The sequence below is a fragment of the Cupriavidus sp. MEYA8 genome, assembly GCF_059278825.1.
In genome coordinates this window covers 1631910-1646290 of sequence record NZ_CM181222.1, presented here as the reverse complement: position 1 = coordinate 1646290, position 14381 = coordinate 1631910, and the positions used below count along the sequence as shown (strand labels likewise).

Sequence of the window (14381 nt, the reverse complement as noted above, 5' to 3'; positions counted from 1 at the left end):
GGTTTTTCCGCGGCCCGGCATTGTCTCCAATGTCTTTCCCGATGCAGCCAGAACAAGGCCTCCCCCAGCCGCAACGCACCTGGGCGATCCTCACCGTTTTCTTTGGCCTGATCATGGCCGTGCTCGATGGCTCGATCGCTAACATCGCCCTGCCCTCCATCTCGCGCGAACTGCACGCGGAGCCGTCGAGCACCATCTGGGTCGTCAACGCGTACCAGCTCACGGTGACCGTGTGCCTGCTGCCGCTGTCGTCGCTGGGCGACATCCTCGGCTACAAGCGTGTGTACCGTGCCGGGCTCGCAACCTTCCTGGTCGGCTCGCTGCTGTGCGCGCTCTCGGTCAACCTGCCGATGCTGGTGGCGGCGCGCGTGCTGCAGGGCATCGGCGGCGCCGGCATCATGAGCGTCAATACCGCGCTGGTGCGCTTTATCTACCCGCCCACGAAGCTGGGCCGCGGCATCGGGCTGAACGCGCTGGTGGTGGGCGTGACCATTGCGGTGGCGCCTTCGCTGGGGGCGATCATCCTGGCGGTAGCCAGCTGGCAGTGGCTGTTCGCGGTGAACGTGCCGGTGGCCATCCTGGCGCTGGTGCTGAGCCGGCGCGCGCTGCCGGCAACGCCGCCGCAGCCGCGCGAGTTCGACTATCCCAGCGCGCTGCTGTCGGCACTGGTGTTCGGGCTGTTTATCCTGGGCGTGGACGGGCTCGGCCATGCAGCCTGGCGCGCGGCCGGCGTCGCGGGGCTTGCCGCGGCGATCGTGCTGGGATGGCTGCTGGTGCGGCGCCAGCGCGGCCGCGCCGCGCCGCTGGTGCCGGTGGACCTGTTTGCCAGCCGGGCCTTCGCGCTGGCGGTGGGCACCTCGTTCTGCTCGTTCATGACGCAGATGCTGTCCTTCGTGGCGCTGCCCTTCTACCTCGAATACCAGCTTGGCCGCTCGCTGCAGGAGACCGGGCTGCTGATCACGCCGTGGCCGACGATGGTGGCGGTGATGGCGGCGCTGTCGGGGCGGCTGTCGGACCGCTACCCGGCCAGCATCCTCGCCGGCCTCGGGCTGGCCATGCTGGCCGGCGGGCTGGTAGGGCTGGCAACGCTGGGAGCGGATGCAAGCAGCCTCGACATAGCGTGGCGCATGGCGCTGTGCGGTATGGGCTTCGGCTTCTTCCAGTCACCTAACAACCGCGCCATGATCGGCGCCACGCCGCCGGCACGCAGCGGCGGCGCCAGCGGCGCGCAGGCGACCACGCGGCTGCTGGGCCAGACCACCGGCACGGCGCTGGTGGCACTGCTGTTCAGCCTGGCGCCGGACGGCGCCGCGCGCATCGCGCTGTATGTGGCGGCGGCGGTCGCAACCGTCGGCGCCCTCATCAGCCTGAGCCGGCTGCGCGATCCCAGCGGCGAAGGCAATGCGCAGGCGGCGGCGGAGCCGGACGCCTGAAGCGGGCCGCCGGGCCCGCGCGCTTACACCGCGATGCCGCCGAACTCCTGCATCACCTTGTCATGCAGGCGCCGCATGCCGCGCAGCCAGCGGTCGTAGTCCTGGCCCTTGCGGCGGTAGTACTCCAGCACTTCCGGGTGCGGCAGGATCAGGAAGCGCTCGTGGGCCACGCCTTCCAGGGTCGCCGCGGCCACGTGCTCGGCGGTAACCGAGCCCTCCTGCAGGAAGCCCTTGCGCTCACCGTTCTCGCCGAACAGCATATTGGTCTGCACGCCCTGCGGGCAGATGCAGCTGACCTTGATGCCGCGGTCGCCATAGGTGATCGACAGCCATTCGGCAAACCCGATCGCCGCGTGCTTGGTCACCGCGTAGGGGGCTGAGCCGATCTGCGACAGCAGCCCTGCCGCCGATACCGTATTGACGAAATAGCCGTCGCCGCGCTCGAGCATCTGCGGCAGCACCGCGCGCGCCGCGTGGATATGCGCCATCACGTTGATTTCCCAGATGCGCTGCCATTCGTCGGCACCCGCGTCGAGGCCCTTGCGCAGGATGATGCCGGCGTTGGAGCAGAACACATCGACCTGTCCGAAGCGGCGCGTGGCCTCGTCGGCCAGTGCCTGCACCGCGGCGGCATCGGCAACGTCCACCGCTTGCGCGAACACCTGGCACGACGGCACTGCCTGCTGGACTTCGCCGGCGACCTTGGCGGCGCCGGCCTCGTTCAGGTCGGCCACGGCCACGCCACGTGCACCGGCCTGGGCAAACGCCAGCGCCAGCGCGCGGCCAATGCCGGTGGCCGCGCCGGTCACCACTACGGTCTTGTTACGTATGTCCATGCGCTATCTCCTCATCGATCCTTGTTGATATGGTCTGCCACCGCGTCATTCGTTGGCGGCTCGCTGGCCGGCGGGACATGCGCCCGCCTCGGGCCCATCCGCTGGCAGGCGCATCGAAGCGCGCGCGCCGCCGGGCTGCCACAGGCGCGCCTGCAACGTCTCGGCCAGGTCGCGGATGCGCGGGCCGAGATTGCCTTCCAGGATCTCCGGCGACAGCCGCGCCGCGGAGCCGCCGATATTCATCGCCAGCACTTCGCTGCTGCCCGCGAGCCGCAGCGGCGCCGCGGCGCCGCTGACGGTGCGGTCCCATTCCGCGTGCGCCACGCAGAAGCCGCGGCGGGCGTAGTCGTGCAGCGCGCGCTCGATGCCGCTGCGCATGGCAGCCCAGCGCGCGCCGTAGTGGCGCGCCAGCTCGGCCAGTGCCGCTTCGCGCTGGCCGGGGTCGAGCCCTGCCAGCCAGGCGCGCCCGATCGCCGAGGTGGCCATCGGCAGGCGCGCACCCGGCGCCAGCCGGATCACCAGCGCGCCGCGCGGCTGGCAGCTTTCCAGGTAGACCATGGCGTGCCGGTCCGGCATCGCCAGCGCCACGGTGCAGTCGGTGGCAAAGGACAGCGACTGCATCAGCGGCTGCGCGATCTCGCGGATGCCCGCGCCCGCGATGTAGCGATGGCCGAGCACCATCGCGCCCTGCCCCAGCCGGTATTTCTCCGTGCCCTCGATATAGGTCAGGTAGCCGAGCGTGGCGAGCGTGTAAGTCAGCCGCGACACGGTCGGCCGCGGGATGCCGGTGCGGCGCGACAATTCGGCATTGCCGAGGTAATCGTCCTGCGGCCCGAAGGCCCGCAGCAGTTCCATGCCGCGCGCCAGCGCCGTGACGAAATTGCGGTCCTCGCAACCGGAGTTCGCCTGCGCGTCGACCGGCGCAAGCGCGTGGGCGGCATCGGGCGGCGGAGTCGGGATGGTGGTGGAGCGCTTCATCGGGCAGGCGGCTACGGCGTGCGGCAACGGCAAAGGACTCTTGATAGCAGTTCCCGGCCGAAGCTGGCATCGGTATGTAGCGAAATCATGTGCGCGAGAGACGGCGTTCATGGGCACGAATCCGCACGTTCGCGCGACCATTGCCGTTGACCGCGGGAGCAAAAGCCTGCCGAGCCGCCGGACAAACTAGGACCGCGCCAACACCAGCATGCCGTAGAACAGCATGGCCAGGAACAGCGTTTCCAGGACCATCAGCGCCACGGGCTTCCACCCTACGGACAGAATGTCCTTGAGGTGAGTCTTCATGCCGATTGCGACCATGGCCATGACCAGGCACCACTGCGACGCGAACTGCCCCGCCTTAACCAGTCCCGCAGGCAGCCAGCCGGTGCTGTTGATCGCCACCAGTACCGCAAACGCCACGGCAAACCACGGCAGCAGCGGCGGACGCGGCCCCTTTCCGGCTTCTCCCTGCGCCCGCTGATGCCGCTGCGACAACCACGCGGCCAGCGCGATCACCGGCAGCAGCATGGCCACCCGCATCAGCTTGACCAGCGTGGCCGCATCGCCGGCTTCGTGCGAGATGCTGTAACCGGCCCCAACCACCTGGGCCACGTCATGGATGGTCCCGCCGATAAAGGCTCCGGCCTGCAGGGAAGGCAAGGCCAGCAGTTGCGCGATCATCGGATACACCACCATCGCCATCGTCGACAGCGCGCTGACGGAGATCACCGTGAACAGCGTCGCGCGCTCCTTTAGCGGATGCTGGGGCATGGCCGCCGACAGGGCCAACGCCGCGGAAGCCCCGCAGATTGCCACGGCGCCGCCGGTGAGCAAGCCGAAGAAGGTCTGGAATCCCATCAACCGGGCCAGCACGATGCCGCACAGTATGGTCAGCGCCACCGCCAGTATGACCATGGCAACCGAGTGCCAACCCAGTGCCGCCACCTGCGACGCCGTGATGCGCAACCCCAGCAAGGCCACGCCCAGCCGAAGCACCTGCTTGGCGCTGAAGTCGATGCCTGCGGCGCCGGAGGATTCCCGGGACAGGAAGTTCAGCGCCATGCCTAACAGCAGGGCGAACAGCATTACCGGCGCCTGGTAATGCGCGGCGAGCGACATGGCTGCCACGGTTACCACCGCGCTGATGACCATGCCGGGCAGGTAGCCGCGGAAGGTGCCCAGCCAGCCCGGATTCAGAAATCTTTCGGACATGAATGTCTCTCCGATGTCCGCCATCGTTGCAAACCGGAAAACGCACGCGGACACACTCTGCAATTTCCCATCCGGCAAGCATGGTGCAGCGAACCGGTTTCCGCCATGCAAAGGATGCCAGCGGCTTTGCATTACATGCCACCGTTACTGGTGAGCGATCCCTGCAGCACCTCGCTTCGGGCTGATGGCGGCGCAGATGCCGAAGGTACCGCAGGCTGCCGCCATACCTCCGGGTGTAATTTCCGCACCATGCGCCGCTATCGTCGGTGTGGATCTTTGCCTACAGTAGATGCGGCGGCAGTTGGCGAGTGCCGGCGGCGCCGCCTTCGCCGTCAGGTCGCGCCCCCGGGATGCCTGCCCGCCCGGGAGCCGCAGGCTCGATGCTGTCGCACCCGGCACGGGGGGCGGGGGCTTCGTCGCAGACCTTCGCCGCGGGCAGTTGCAGCCGGGTGCAAGCCAGTGTTGACTACTTCCCTCGACCCCCACGCCGCCGAAGTGCGGCCGCGCCTGCTCGATACCGTCGACCGCGTATGCGAGATGTGCTTCGGCCTGTTCATGGCCCTGACCTTCGTTGGCGCGGTGTCGGCCGTCGGCGCGCCGGCGGATGCCCCACGCACGATGTTCTTCACTGCGCTGGGCTGCAACCTGGCCTGGGGGCTGGCCGATGCCGTGATGTACCTGGTGCGCACGCTGACCGAGCGCGGGCGCAGGCTGTCGCTGGTCAAGGCGGTTCGCAATGCCGGCGACCCGGGCGACGCCATCGCGCGCCTGCGTGATGCGCTTTCGCCCGCCTTGCGCACGCTGGTCGACGATGCCGAGCTGGAAGCGATGCGGGGCCGCATCGCCCGCACCGTCGATCTGCCCGCGCGCCCGGCGTTGGGCACACAGGATCTGCTGGCAGCTGCCGGGATCTTCCTGCTGGTCGTGCTTGCCACCTTCCCGGTGGCCCTGCCGTTTATCGTGTTTGCGGACGTCTCCACGGCGCTGCTGGTATCGCGCGTGCTGACCATCCTGATGCTGTTCGGGGCCGGCATCGCGCTTGGGCGCTATGCCGGCTTCGGCGGATGGATAGCGGGTGCGGCGATGACGCTGGTCGGCGTTGCACTGACCGTGGCCATCATCGCGCTTGGAGGCTGACCATGGAGGCCGGGGGTATGGCTGCACCACCCGCAACACGACCCGCAACACGACTGGCCGCACGCTGGCTGGTGCTGGCCGCGGCAACCGCGCCGCTGCCCTTGCATGCCGCCGAAGACAGCGTCGCGCCCGCGACCGCGGAGGCGCCGGCGTGGAGCGGCGGAGTCTCAGCTTACCTCAATCTGCCGCGCGGCAGCGAAGCCTATGTCACGGGCATCGCCATCGCCAAGCGCGGCGCCTTGCACCTGGAGGCGCGCAGCAACTACGAAGGCATGGATGCGTACTCGTTCTTCGTCGGCTACAACCTTGGCTGGGGTGACGCCTTGCGGCTGGATTTCACGCCGATCCTGGGTGTGGTCACCGGCAGCACGCACAGCGTCGTGGGCGGGTTCGAGGCCACGCTGACCGGCCGCTATGCCGATGCCTATATCGAGTTCGAGTACGTGCCGGACGCCGAGCCGTCCGGGTACGCCTATGCATGGAGCGAGCTAGCCTGGCGCCCTCGGGACTGGCTGCGGCTGGGCCTGGCGGCCCAGCGCACGCGTGTGCCTGACAATGGCCGCAATTTGCAGCGCGGCGTGTTTGCGCAAGTGAAGGGCAAGCATGTCTCCGGTGCGGTCTACTGGTTCAACCCCGCCGCGCACGACCAGATCGCCGTGGTCTCGATCGGGCTGAGCTTCTGACGCTGGCGAGCGCAGCACGTACGTTTGAGTACGGTTTGATCCGGATGCGTGCGCTTGGACTTACAGCGCAAGCGTCACCACGCGCAGCGTGGCATCGTCCGGACAGGCCACGTCGGCAAAGCCAAATTGCCTGGCCAGTCGCCGCATGCCGGTATTCGACGACAAGACATAGCCTTCCATGCTCCGATAGCCGCGGCTCCGGGCAATGTCGATCAGGGTGCCCAGCAGCCGGCTGGCCAGCCCAAGCCTGTGCCAGTCATCGGCGACCGTTACCGCGAACTCGCAGGTATTGCTGCCCGGTGCCGCAGCGTAGCGCGCGCCACCCACGATGGACGACGCCTTGCCTTCCGTGGCAAGCGCCACCAGCGCAAACTCGCGCTCGACCGAGGGGTGCGTCGCATGTTCGAGCATCGCTTCCGGCAGCTGCTGCATGGCAGCCATGAATCTGGCGTAGCGCGCATCGGCCGACAGCCTGTTGAATGCCGCCAGCAGCCCGACCTTGTCGTCTTCGGTTATCTCCCGCACAAGCACTTGCCGTCCATCGCGCAGCGGCACGTTGATGGGCACGAAGCTTGTCGCTGCAGGCTTGTCTTGCATGGCAACGTTGTGGGTGGAAAAGAAAGCGGGTTCGCTGGACGGCAGCTCCGAATTGCCATGCATCAATACTTGATGTCCCTGGCTGTCTCGCGGCCTTGCTGCTTTGTCTGCCGCTTGTCCTGCCGGCAACCGGCATTGCTTTGCTGGTCCGCGGCACGACAGTCTTGCTTGGTCTGCCTGGAGTCCTGACGTGTTTCCTGGCGAACGTCACGACCGGCACGGCGCTGTTGCGCTTGCTCGGTCGCCCATGCAACGCTGGCAAACGCAACATTGGCAAGGACCAGCGATGCCGCCAGGGAAGCCAGCCGCAGCGGGTAGGAATGGAACATGGCGCCTCCTTGATGGATCGGCCTTGTGTCGTCAATCCACTTTAGTTTCCGCAGGAGAGCTTGGCTAGCTGGCGCGGTCTGGCATCGCCCCCGTCATCCGTCCGACCGGCGTGCGGGCACTGCGAGGACCTCCCTGGTATGCCTGGCAATCATCAGTTCCTCGTTGGTCGGGATGACCCAGACCGGAACCTTTCCGGACGCCGGGCTGATGCGCGGTCCGTCGCCCGCGTTCGCCGCGGCATCGACGCTCACGCCGAGCCATGCCGCGAGCTGGCATACGCGCTCGCGGATCGGCGCAGCATGCTCGCCGATGCCTGCGGTGAACACCAGCGCGTCCAGCCCCTGCGCGGCGGCGGCCAGCGAGCCAAGCTCCCTGGCGATGCGGTAGGTGTACAACTCGACGGCAAAGCGGGCCTGCGCATCGTCGCTGGCGAGCAGCGCGCGCATGTCGCTCGACAAGCCGGAGACGCCAAGCAGGCCGGACTTGCGGTAAATCAGGTCCTCGATGGCGTGGGCATCCATGCCGAGTTCGCTGATCAGGTACAGGATCACGCCCGGATCGAGGCTGCCGCAGCGGGTTCCCATCGGCAGCCCGTCCACCGCGGTAAAGCCCATGGTGCTGGCCACGCTGCGCCCTCCGACCAGCGCGCACATGCTGCTGCCGTTGCCGAGGTGCGCCACAACCGTGCGGCCCGCGGCGGCGCGCGCATCGACACTCGGCAGGACGCTTGCGATGTACTCGTAGGACAGCCCGTGAAAGCCGTAGCGCCTGACGCCCCTGTCGGTAATCTCCGCCGGCAACGCGAAGGCCTGTGCCACTTCCGGCTGCGCCCGGTGGAAGGCGGTATCGAAGCAGGCGACCTGCGGCAGTTCCGGACGCCGCTCGGCGAGGATGCGGATCGGCTTGAGGTTGTGGGGCTGGTGCAAGGGGGCAAGCGGGCAAAGCGTATCCAGCTCGGCCAGCAGCGCATCGGTCACCCTGGCCGGCTGGGTGAAGCGCACGCCGCCATGCACCACCCGGTGCCCCACCGCGCTCAGCGCATGCCCTTCGCCGTGGCTGCGCAGGAAGTCCGCCAGGAAGGCGATGGCACCCTCGTGCCCGAGCTCGGTGCCGGCCTCCCAGCGCTTTGCCTCGATCTCGGCCCCTGCCGCGTCGGTGGCGCGGAATGCCGGCGCCGTATAGAGGCCTTCGAGGCTGCCGCGCAAGACAAGTCTCAGGGCATCGTCATGGGTATCGTAGGCGCAGTACTTGATGCTCGACGAACCCGCATTCAGGACCAGGATCAGTTCGGCCATGGCATCACCCCGCCACCTGGCCGGACTCGCGGCGCGCCCTGGCCACCAGCGCGGCCACCGCGCACGACGCCAGCCGGGTCGTGACGGAGTCGGCGCGGCTGGTCAGGATGATGGGCACGCGCGCGCCCAGCACGATGCCCGCGGCGTCGGCGCCGGCCAGGAAGGTCAGGCTCTTGGCCAGCATGTTGCCGGCGTCCAGGTCCGGCACCAGCAGCACATTGGCGCGCCCGGCCACCGGTGAGTCGATCTTCTTGATCCGCGCGGCATCCAGGTTGATGGCGTTGTCCAGGGCGAGCGGCCCGTCGACGACGGCACCGGTGATCTGGTGGCGGTCGACCATCTTGCATAACGCGGCCGCATCCAGCGTGGACGGCACCTTGGGGTTGACCGTCTCCATGGCCGAAAGAATCGCCACGCGCACCTCCTCGACCCGCAAGGCATGGGCCAGGTCGATCGCGTTCTGCAGGATGTCGGCCTTCTCGGCCAGCGTGGGGGCGATGTTGACGGCCGCGTCGGTGACGATCAGCGCGTCCTCGTGCCCGGGCACGTCCATCACAAAGCAGTGGCTGATACGCCGCGCGGTGCGCAAGCCGGTGTCGCCCTTGACCACGGCTCCCATCAGCTCGTCGGTGTGCAGGCTGCCCTTCATCAGGGCCTCGGCCTTGCTCTCGCGCACCAGCTGCACGGCGGCAGCCGCCGCCGCATGGCTGTGCGCGGCATCGACGATCGGGTACTCGCGGATGTCGATGCCGGCTTCACGGGCGGCGTCCTCGATGCGGGCGCGCGGGCCGACCAGGATCGGCGCGATCAGACCCAGCCGGGCGGCCTCCACGGCGCCTTCCAGCGAAGACTTGTCGCACGGATGCGCCACTGCGGTCGGCGTGGGCGGCATGGTCTTGCAGTAGTCGATCAGACGCTGGTACTTCTCATGCTTGGCATTCACGGTTTGCTCCTGCGTCGGGTTCATCGGTTTCAGTCGCCTGCGATGCAGCTCCACGGCGCGCTAGGAAGCGCGCTTGATCGGAACGGCCGCGCCGCGCGCGCGTTCTGGCCGGCTGCCGAGCACGGTGCGGATCCGCTCAAGCATTGCCGCCTGCTCGTCGGTGGGCGTGGCGCCAAGCACGCGCTCATCGGTACGCAGTTTGTCCGCCAGCGCCTGCAGCCGCTGGCGGTCGGCCTGATGCCTGAGCAAGGCGGGCAGCGTCGCGAGCGCCTCCTCGGGCGCGTAGCGCGTGATCAGTTCCTGCCGGCCGCGGATCTTGCGCCAGGCGTCCGGCTCCAGTTCCGGTAGCAGATCCGCATAGTCCGTGACCAGTTCCTTGCGCAACTCCAGCCTGGACAGCGGCAGGGGCTCGCCCTTGCGGCTCAGCAGGCAGGCCAGCCGGGCGATGGCTTCCGCGTACCCGCCTTGCCCGGCCGCGGCTAGCGCCGCCTTGACTTCCGGCAGCTCCCGCGGGTCGGTCGCCGCCGGTGTGCCCGCGTGCGCATCGGGCTCGCTCCTTGGCTGGAACGGGAACAGGTTGGCATACACATTGAAGAAGGTGTACTCGGTCATCGCATCGCGCACGGCGCGGTATGCGTCCAGTCCGGCGCTGAGCAATTCCGCGCCTGCCTGTTCCTGCCGCCGCAGCGGATGGTCCGGTTCCAGCGCCTGCCGGTTGGCCTTGATCGCCTCGGCGGCAGGCTTCAGCCATGCCATCCACGGGTTCAGGTCCGAGAACAGCCAGTTCTGCATGCGCAGCGGATGGAATTCGCGCAGCACCCGCGCTGTCATCTCGTTGGACACCGCCTGGACATAAGGCTGCGCAAACAGCTCGTAGGCGCGCTGCGTAAAGTCCGACAGGTTGGCGACGGTCTGGAATGGCCGCTCGTCGACGCGCTCAAAGCGGTTGAGCCGGCTGGCGATGTCCTCGAGCGAATGCTCCTCGAACTCGACCTCGTACTCCACGCCATCGCTGCCCTTGCGCTCATGGATGACCATGCCGTAGAGCCCCGGCGGCAGCAGTTCGATACTCTTGAGCACCGAGACGATCTGCGCGTGCTCCTTCTGCGCCACCTTGCCGGAAACGAAGATGCCGAGATGGCCGACGCTCCGGTGCATCATGCCAACGATCACCTGGCCGCGGCTCTTGATCTCCTCGGTACTGCCGTAGATGTCCACCACCCAGTTGAATGCCTGCTGCGGCGGGGTGATGTTGTCGCCCATCGACGCAAACAGCACGATGGGCGAGCGGATTTCGCGCAGGTCGAACGCCTTGCCGCCGGCGTTCTTGACGTCACCGCTCCAGAGCTTGTTGCCGACGAACAGATTGCGCGTGATCCATTCGATCTCCTCGCGGTTCATCAGGTAGTAGCCGCCCCACCAGCGTTCGAACTCCAGGAAGCGCGGCGGCTCGGTATCGGCCTTCCGGTACAGGTTGTAGTACTTGTCCCAGAGACTGTTGGCAGGATTCAGGTTCTCGAAATTCTGGACCAGCCAGGCGCCATCGAACTTGCCGTTGCCAAGGTCCGCCGTGAACGAGGCCAGCCAGGTGCCGCCAAGGAGCCCGCCGGAATAGCGCATCGGGTTGTCGCCTTCGCCCTCGCTCCAGGCACCGCTCCAGTACGACATCGGCGCGCCGTTGATGACGATCGGCCCGGTGTCGTCGGGATCCGAGGCGCCCAGCATCATCGCGGCCCAGCCCCCCTGGCAATTGCCGATGATGGCCGGCTTGGGGCTGTCCGGATGCAGCGCGCGCACCTTCCTGATGAACTGCTGCTCGGCCTCGCACACATCCAGCAGGGTCTGTCCCGGCTCGGGATCGCGGAAGAAGATGACGAAATACACGGGATGGCCGGCACGCATCGCCACGCCGACCTGCGAGTCGTCCTTGAAGCCGCCGATGCCCGGCCCATGGCCGGCGCGCGGATCAATGATGACGTAGGGCCGGCGGCTGTCATCGATCGTCACGCCATCGGGCGCCGTTATCTTCAGCAGCGCATAGTTGACGGGCCGCTCGAACTGGCGCCCGTCCATGATGGTCTCGTAGCCGAAATGCAGGACCGGCTTGAGGCCCTGCATGGTATTTTCGACAAAGTTGTTGCCCCGTTGCCTGAGCGTGTCCCAGAACAGGATGGCACGCTGCATGCTGTCGACGGCATAGGCATAGCCGCCCATCGGATCCATGTCGGCCATCGGCGTGGACGGAGCGCTCCCCGGAGCTCCAACGGCTTGCTGCACGCGGCCGCTATAGGCCTCCTGCGCATTCTTCAGACGCTTTTGCAGCACCATGCCGGTCTTGAGGCCAACTTCACGCGCGTGAACCAGTTGCTTTGCTGCATCCATGCCGTTCTCCACCAGACATTCTGTGACAGGGAGGCCAGGGGGCGGGGGTCGGTCCACCGTGGCGGTACGCCCCGACCGCCCCGACCGCGGACGCCAGGAAACGGCCCGCATGACCGGCGGGCCTGTCCTGGAGCAATTCGGTGCTTTTCGGTACTGCTACTTGGCTGCGGCCGGTTGCACGGACACAGCAATGGCCTCGGTATAGACCGCTTCGACCCGGTCACCCTTCTTGATGCCCTTGAGACGTTCCGGATCCTCGACCAGCAGGTCCACGGTGCGTCCCTTCGGCCCCTTCAGGGTGACGGTCTTGGCGCTGGTATTGACCGCCACAACGTCGGCGGTGACGGTCACTTCGCGGCCGACTGTGCCGCCCGGCTTGGCGCCCGGCGCCGCACGGTCCGAGATCTCGCGCTCGGTCATGGCAAGCGGCCCCTTGCCCTTCTTGAGGCTCATGGTCAGGGCTTCCTTGTACTCGATCGCGACGGTATCGCCGACCTTGAGCTGCTCGAAGTTCCGCGCCTCCGGCCCCACCACCAGATCCGTGACCTTGCCGTCGGCGGATTTCAGCGAGACCGTTCGCGTCGGCGCATCGATCTTGACGATCGTGGCATTGAGCTTCGCCGTGCCGGTCGCGGTCGCCTGTCCGGGCGACTGCGTGACATCCACGCGGGTTTCGGGCTGCGCCCAGACAGAAGCGGTCGCCGCGACCATGACCGCCGCAGCCAGTAGAGTCATTCGTTTCATGCTATCCCCTCTGATCAGACTTGCCTTGCGCCCATTCGGGCTTCCTATGCCGCCTTTCGCCTCGGTTGAAGCGCTCACTCACTACCAGGGCGGAAATCCTGTGACTGTTGGAGAACATGCCGTGGAGGCGCCTCGCAACCTGTACTTGCAGCTTGACAGGGCGTCACTGTCCGGCCCGGGATCCCGCCCGAAGGCGTGCCCGTCGTGGGTGACGATGAAAAGGCTTTTGATGCGGGTATCCGTGGATAAGGTCGCTCCGAACTCTAACGTCAGTCGTGGTCGCAACTGAACTGAATCTTTTCGGAAGACGACATGAGAAAAATTTCGGTCACGGGCGGCCGGATGCATGAACACTCCTGCGCTGCGTGCGCTATGCTGAACTGGCGCGGCGCGTGCCCCGCCGCCTCCCAGGAGAACGATCATGGGTTATCGCCTCCCCACCTGCGTGGCCGCCGCCGTGGCGAGCCTGGTGCTGGGCGCCTGCGCCTCCCTCCAGCCCCTCCAGACGGCAGAACGCATGCTCGGCGCTCCGCAGAATGCCGTGCGCGATACGTTCGGCACTCCCACCGAAACCTACCAGCTCGCCGACGGCACCACCCGCTGGATCTATTCGAAGCAGCCGCTCGGCTTCGAGGTCTACGCGGCAGACTTTGACGGAAACGGCAAGCTGACAAGGTTCAGGCAGATGCTCACCGAGAAGGAAATCTACGAAGCGCGCCCGGGCGTCTGGACCAAGCAGGATATTGCCGAGCGCTTTGGCCATCCGCGCGAGCCCATCCAGTTCTACCCGCTGATGAAGCGGGAAGCCTGGTCCTACCGGCTCTACGCAGGTGCCTACATGCCGGCACATTTCAGCGCCTACTTTGACGAACGCGGCGTTCTCGACCGGACCATGATCATCCTCGACGCGATCGGCGGCGACGCGCGCGACAGCAGCAAATAGGCCGGCCGCGGGCAGGCCGCCTGCGCGCAGGCCCATGGCGTCGCACCACACTCGCCGATGACAATTGCGCCGGACAGGTCGGGGCGCGGCCTGTCCGGTTCCGCATGTCAGCCATCGACGAACGAGACGAACTCGTCCAGCTCCAGCTTGCAAAGCTCCATGTTGTTTTCGGGGATGCTGTTGTCCGCATAGCCGAGTGACATCCCGGCCACGACCATCTCCCCGTCGGGAATGGCGAGTCCTTCACGAAGCACCGGCGATTGCAGCGACCAGATCTGCTGCGGGCAGGTGTCCAGCCCCCGCGCGCGAGCGGCCAGCATGAGGTTCTGCAGGAAACAGCCGTAGCAGATGAAGCTGGCCCATTCCAGGCGCCGGTCCATGGTGAAGATCAGTCCCACTGGCGCATCGAAGAACCAGAACTGCCGTTCGACGTCGCGCCGGCGCCCGGCGATATCGCTCCTGTGCACGCCCTGCGCGTCGCCCAGCATCCCGCGAAACGTGTTGAAGCGCGACGCAAATGGCGCCGGCAATTCCTTTGGGAAGAAAGGGTAATCGGGCACCAGTCCCTCGGGATCGGCGCGATACGCCTCGACCGCGGCACCGGCGATTTTCTCGCGCGCCTTTCCGGTCAGCACATAGCAGCGCCAGGGCTGCGTGTTGCTCGAACTCGGCGCGTATTTCGCGACCGACAGGATGTCCCTGACAGTCTCCATCGGCACCGGCCGGTCAAGGAAGCCGCGCTTGCTGTGGCGTCCGCGGATCAGCGCTTCCGTCATCTGCATTGTCTCCATCTTCATGTCTCCGTTCTTGTGGTGGGGGTCGCTACGGTGGAAAAGATCATAGACACGTCCCCTGCCTTGTGAAG

Annotated in this window: 14 protein-coding genes; 4 read left to right on the top strand and 10 right to left on the bottom strand. The window is 67.0% G+C overall.

What is annotated here, in order from left to right; translation table 11 throughout:
* Positions 1 to 41: 41 nt before the first annotated feature.
* The gene (locus AC5WJ1_RS24665; RefSeq protein ID WP_133096023.1) at positions 42 to 1433 is read left to right on the top strand and encodes an MFS transporter; all 1392 of its coding nucleotides are present in this window, start codon (positions 42 to 44) and stop codon (positions 1431 to 1433) included.
* 23 nt (positions 1434 to 1456) lie between these two features.
* Here AC5WJ1_RS24665 and AC5WJ1_RS24660 read toward each other — a convergent pair whose 3' ends face one another.
* The 3 genes from AC5WJ1_RS24660 to AC5WJ1_RS24650 form a co-directional block, all read right to left on the bottom strand.
* Positions 1457 to 2269 carry an SDR family oxidoreductase gene (locus AC5WJ1_RS24660; protein ID WP_133095715.1) on the bottom strand — a complete coding sequence of 271 codons (813 nt, stop codon included), beginning with the start codon at positions 2267 to 2269 and terminating at the stop codon, positions 1457 to 1459.
* 45 nt (positions 2270 to 2314) lie between these two features.
* Positions 2315 to 3247, bottom strand: a complete 933-nt coding sequence (locus AC5WJ1_RS24655; protein WP_240745823.1) for an IclR family transcriptional regulator — start codon at positions 3245 to 3247, stop codon at positions 2315 to 2317.
* A gap of 186 nt (positions 3248 to 3433) precedes the next feature.
* Entirely contained in the window at positions 3434 to 4462 is a 1029-nt protein-coding gene (locus tag AC5WJ1_RS24650) for a YeiH family protein (protein WP_135703045.1), read from the bottom strand.
* Positions 4463 to 4921: 459 nt separating this feature from the next.
* Here AC5WJ1_RS24650 and AC5WJ1_RS24645 point away from each other — a divergent pair, with 459 nt between their 5' ends.
* Both AC5WJ1_RS24645 and AC5WJ1_RS24640 read left to right on the top strand, forming a co-directional pair.
* Positions 4922 to 5599, top strand: a complete 678-nt coding sequence (locus AC5WJ1_RS24645; RefSeq protein WP_135703046.1) for a hypothetical protein — start codon at positions 4922 to 4924, stop codon at positions 5597 to 5599.
* 17 nt (positions 5600 to 5616) lie between these two features.
* Positions 5617 to 6282, top strand: a complete 666-nt coding sequence (locus tag AC5WJ1_RS24640) for a hypothetical protein (RefSeq protein ID WP_255519635.1) — start codon at positions 5617 to 5619, stop codon at positions 6280 to 6282.
* Between the two features lie 60 nt (positions 6283 to 6342).
* On the opposite strand, the gene AC5WJ1_RS24635 is transcribed toward AC5WJ1_RS24640, so the two are convergent.
* The 6 genes from AC5WJ1_RS24635 to AC5WJ1_RS24610 form a co-directional block, all read right to left on the bottom strand.
* Positions 6343 to 6879 carry a GNAT family N-acetyltransferase gene (locus tag AC5WJ1_RS24635; RefSeq protein WP_494476621.1) on the bottom strand — a complete coding sequence of 179 codons (537 nt, stop codon included), beginning with the start codon at positions 6877 to 6879 and terminating at the stop codon, positions 6343 to 6345.
* A 62-nt stretch (positions 6880 to 6941) separates the two neighbouring features.
* Positions 6942 to 7208 carry a hypothetical protein gene (locus AC5WJ1_RS24630; RefSeq protein WP_133095719.1) on the bottom strand — a complete coding sequence of 89 codons (267 nt, stop codon included), beginning with the start codon at positions 7206 to 7208 and terminating at the stop codon, positions 6942 to 6944.
* A 93-nt stretch (positions 7209 to 7301) separates the two neighbouring features.
* On the bottom strand, positions 7302 to 8504 hold the full coding sequence (locus AC5WJ1_RS24625) for an acetate/propionate family kinase (RefSeq protein ID WP_135703048.1): 1203 nt from the start codon (positions 8502 to 8504) through the stop codon (positions 7302 to 7304).
* Positions 8505 to 8508: 4 nt separating this feature from the next.
* Positions 8509 to 9471: a phosphate acetyltransferase gene (locus AC5WJ1_RS24620; protein WP_218959454.1), complete on the bottom strand. Its 963-nt coding sequence runs from the start codon at positions 9469 to 9471 to the stop codon at positions 8509 to 8511.
* A 36-nt stretch (positions 9472 to 9507) separates the two neighbouring features.
* Positions 9508 to 11829, bottom strand: coding sequence for a DUF3141 domain-containing protein (locus AC5WJ1_RS24615; protein WP_135703049.1), 2322 nt, complete (start codon positions 11827 to 11829; stop codon positions 9508 to 9510).
* Between the two features lie 156 nt (positions 11830 to 11985).
* Positions 11986 to 12573 (bottom strand): hypothetical protein, encoded by a 588-nt coding sequence (locus AC5WJ1_RS24610; RefSeq protein ID WP_135703050.1) that lies wholly within the window; start codon positions 12571 to 12573, stop codon positions 11986 to 11988.
* 421 nt (positions 12574 to 12994) lie between these two features.
* On the opposite strand from AC5WJ1_RS24610, the gene AC5WJ1_RS24605 reads away from it, so the two are divergent.
* On the top strand, positions 12995 to 13516 hold the full coding sequence (locus tag AC5WJ1_RS24605; RefSeq protein ID WP_133095724.1) for a hypothetical protein: 522 nt from the start codon (positions 12995 to 12997) through the stop codon (positions 13514 to 13516).
* Positions 13517 to 13623: 107 nt separating this feature from the next.
* Here AC5WJ1_RS24605 and AC5WJ1_RS24600 read toward each other — a convergent pair whose 3' ends face one another.
* Entirely contained in the window at positions 13624 to 14307 is a 684-nt protein-coding gene (locus AC5WJ1_RS24600; protein WP_494476980.1) for a nitroreductase, read from the bottom strand.
* Between the last annotated feature and the right edge of the window lie 74 nt (positions 14308 to 14381).

Bases quoted from the DNA above. Each gene is read 5' to 3' on its own strand.
- AC5WJ1_RS24665 (WP_133096023.1), top strand. From the start codon at position 42: ATGCAGCCAGAACAAGGCCTCCCCCAGCCGCAACGCACCTGGGCGATC.
- AC5WJ1_RS24660 (WP_133095715.1), bottom strand. From the start codon at position 2,269: ATGGACATACGTAACAAGACCGTAGTGGTGACCGGCGCGGCCACCGGC.
- AC5WJ1_RS24655 (WP_240745823.1), bottom strand. From the start codon at position 3,247: ATGAAGCGCTCCACCACCATCCCGACTCCGCCGCCCGATGCCGCCCAC.
- AC5WJ1_RS24650 (WP_135703045.1), bottom strand. From the start codon at position 4,462: ATGTCCGAAAGATTTCTGAATCCGGGCTGGCTGGGCACCTTCCGCGGC.
- AC5WJ1_RS24640 (WP_255519635.1), top strand. From the start codon at position 5,617: ATGGCTGCACCACCCGCAACACGACCCGCAACACGACTGGCCGCACGC.
- AC5WJ1_RS24635 (WP_494476621.1), bottom strand. From the start codon at position 6,879: ATGCAAGACAAGCCTGCAGCGACAAGCTTCGTGCCCATCAACGTGCCG.
- AC5WJ1_RS24630 (WP_133095719.1), bottom strand. From the start codon at position 7,208: ATGTTCCATTCCTACCCGCTGCGGCTGGCTTCCCTGGCGGCATCGCTG.
- AC5WJ1_RS24625 (WP_135703048.1), bottom strand. From the start codon at position 8,504: ATGGCCGAACTGATCCTGGTCCTGAATGCGGGTTCGTCGAGCATCAAG.
- AC5WJ1_RS24620 (WP_218959454.1), bottom strand. From the start codon at position 9,471: ATGAACCCGACGCAGGAGCAAACCGTGAATGCCAAGCATGAGAAGTAC.
- AC5WJ1_RS24615 (WP_135703049.1), bottom strand. From the start codon at position 11,829: ATGGATGCAGCAAAGCAACTGGTTCACGCGCGTGAAGTTGGCCTCAAG.
- AC5WJ1_RS24610 (WP_135703050.1), bottom strand. From the start codon at position 12,573: ATGAAACGAATGACTCTACTGGCTGCGGCGGTCATGGTCGCGGCGACC.
- AC5WJ1_RS24605 (WP_133095724.1), top strand. From the start codon at position 12,995: ATGGGTTATCGCCTCCCCACCTGCGTGGCCGCCGCCGTGGCGAGCCTG.
- AC5WJ1_RS24600 (WP_494476980.1), bottom strand. From the start codon at position 14,307: ATGGAGACAATGCAGATGACGGAAGCGCTGATCCGCGGACGCCACAGC.